Below are 2393 nucleotides of genomic sequence, written 5' to 3'. Positions count from 1 at the left end.
TCGTAGGGGTCATTGCCATGTCCCCGCAGGTAAAACTTCACGGTCTCCAGCAGCGGCGAGGGATCGTCAGCAGGCACCGGACTGACGAAGTCCAGGTTATAGACCGCATGGCCGAACCGGCCGAGGTGCTCCTGGAAGCGGGCCTGCCATTGCTGCCAGGGTGCCGGGTCCACTCCGGCAGGCGTGGACCCGGTGCGTTGCGGCCCGGCCAGCGCAGCGGTGGGGGCGTTGAGGATCGCCGGGGCCAGCCCCGGCACGTCCCGGGCCCAGGCCGCGAGGTCGTACAGCGACTTCTCTGCGCGGATGGGTTCGCTGTCGTAACCAAGGAGGAAGGTCTGGGCGGGGGGATCGCCGTCGCGCCGAACGAACTTGTCGTAGTAGGCCCGGAAGGAGATTTCGCTTGTTGCGGCGATCGGAATGATGGACTGCACGGCCGTGTAGTACACCGTGCCGGCGTCAAGCAGCGTCTGCGCACCCGCCAGCAGTTCCTCTCCGGAGAGCTCCCCGATGGGCTTCGCGGACCAGTCCTTGATCACCTGCTCGTAGCGGGGATGCGAAAATTCCCGCCAGCCGGCCACTCCCATATGCGCCTTGCCACGGGCCAGCGCACGCATCGCCGTCAGCGACTTGCCCATCACCCGCCACATTCCCGAGTTGCGGTAGTAGTAATAGGCGTAGCCGTTGATAGTGGGCAGCCCGACGTCGTCCTCGCGGATGACCTCCTTGCCGACGGCGCCGGCCATCAGGGCCCTCAGCGACCGTGACACCGAGCCGTCAATGAGGTCGGCGAACAGCGGCGAGAGCGGGTCGGGCAGCTGTTCAACGATGCTTGCCCGGAAGTACAGCCCGTGCCGGTAGGGCACCGGCCAGGTGTCCGGGATGTCGGCTGCCGGTTCGGGCAGAGCGGTGATGGGCCGGGATTGCAGGATGAAGAACTCGCCAGCGGCGCGTGCCCACTCGATGTCCTGCGGCGTCCCGAAATGCTCCGTAATCCGTGTTCCGTAACCGGCCAGCTCGGCCGCCGCCCGGTCGTCCAATACGGCCTGCCGGCGGCGCGTCGCCGGCACCGGCTGCTCCAGGGTGCCGCGCTCCGCGTAGACGGTCATGACCTCCTTGTCAGCTGTCCGGCGGGACAGCACACGGCCCGTCCCTGCTTCGACGACGACGTCGTCCGTGGTGACCGATCCGCTGACAACGGACTCGCCCAGGCCCCACGCGGCACTGATCACCGTCTGGTTGCGGCGCCCGTTGGCCGGATTGGCGGTGAACATCACCCCGGCAGCCTCGGCGTCGACCATCTGCTGGACCACGACGGCGAGGCGCACCGTGTCCGGGTCTATGCCTTCACGGGCGCGGTAGGCCATGGCACGCGCCGTCCACAGGGAAGCCCAGCACTCAGTCACGGCCGCGGCCACAGCCTCCGTCCCCCGGACGTTGAGGTAGGTTTCCTGTTGGCCGGCGAAGCTGGCTGAGGCGAGGTCTTCGGCCGTGGCGGAGGAGCGCACCGCCACGGCTGTGTCTCCGTCGCCGAGCCTCCCGTAGGCGGCGCCGAGTTCCGCCGCGATGGTGTGTGGCATGGTGCCGCTGGTGAAAAGGGCGCGGATCCGTTTCGAGGCTTCCTCGTACTCCTGTGGCGCCGCGTGCGGCGACAGTACAGCCAGTTCATGGATGCCGGCCTCGAGATGGTTGGCAGCCACATAATCCGCGTAGGCTGCGGTGTTCAGCACGAACCCCGGCGGGACCGGGAGCCCTCCCTGGCTGAGGCCGCCCAGTCCGACGCCCTTGCCGCCTGCCACGGCGACGTCGCCGCGCCCCACATCGCCGAAGTTGTTGATGTAGGTCATGACCTCGAGTCCTTTCCGCCCGGAGCCAGGCTCCGTGGTTCAGCCTGATTCCCAACATACTGGCACTGCCGCAGGCGAGAGGCCATAGCCGTACCGGTGGGCAGGGGATCCCGTTAACCCTTTAGGTCGAGGGGTGTGGCCGGGGGCCACCAATCGCCCGAACCCCCCGTTCCGACAACAAGATGCCCGGGGCCATGGGTCGCAGCCTTTGCCCCGGGCATCTAAACCAATCCGCATGTTCAGCCGCGGCTGGCGTCGGTTCCCTCGGAGCCCTCTGATCCCTCGCTGTCCGAGCCGTCAAAGTGTTCCTTGTGGACCTTCTCACGGATGGTGACTTCATCTGCGACCGTTTCAGTAACGATGCGGACCCGTTCAACCGGGACGGTCTCCTTGGTCACTATGACGCGCTCTTCGTGAAGGATTACCTCGTCGTCGCTGGCCGGACGGTTCGAGACCTCGTCGCGGTCTTCCTCGGCAATCGGTTCCCGCTCGATACGAACCTCTTCGCGCTGCACTGGCACCGTCCTGGTTACGGTTTCCGTCGTGACG

The 2393-nt window shown here is 66.9% G+C and carries 2 protein-coding genes; both read right to left on the bottom strand.

Going from position 1 to position 2393, the window contains the following annotated elements; translation table 11 throughout:
* Positions 1-1844 (bottom strand): PEP/pyruvate-binding domain-containing protein (locus LQV45_RS26055; protein ID WP_230009563.1); only part of this gene is annotated, 1844 nt, incomplete at its 3' end.
* Between the two features lie 239 nt (positions 1845-2083).
* Positions 2084-2393, bottom strand: a 310-nt coding sequence (locus LQV45_RS26050; RefSeq protein WP_230009561.1) for a DUF2382 domain-containing protein, incomplete at its 5' end; no start/stop codon positions are given.

This window comes from Microbacterium sp. Bi128, assembly GCF_918698205.1.
This window is presented reverse-complemented; position numbering and strand designations above follow the sequence as displayed.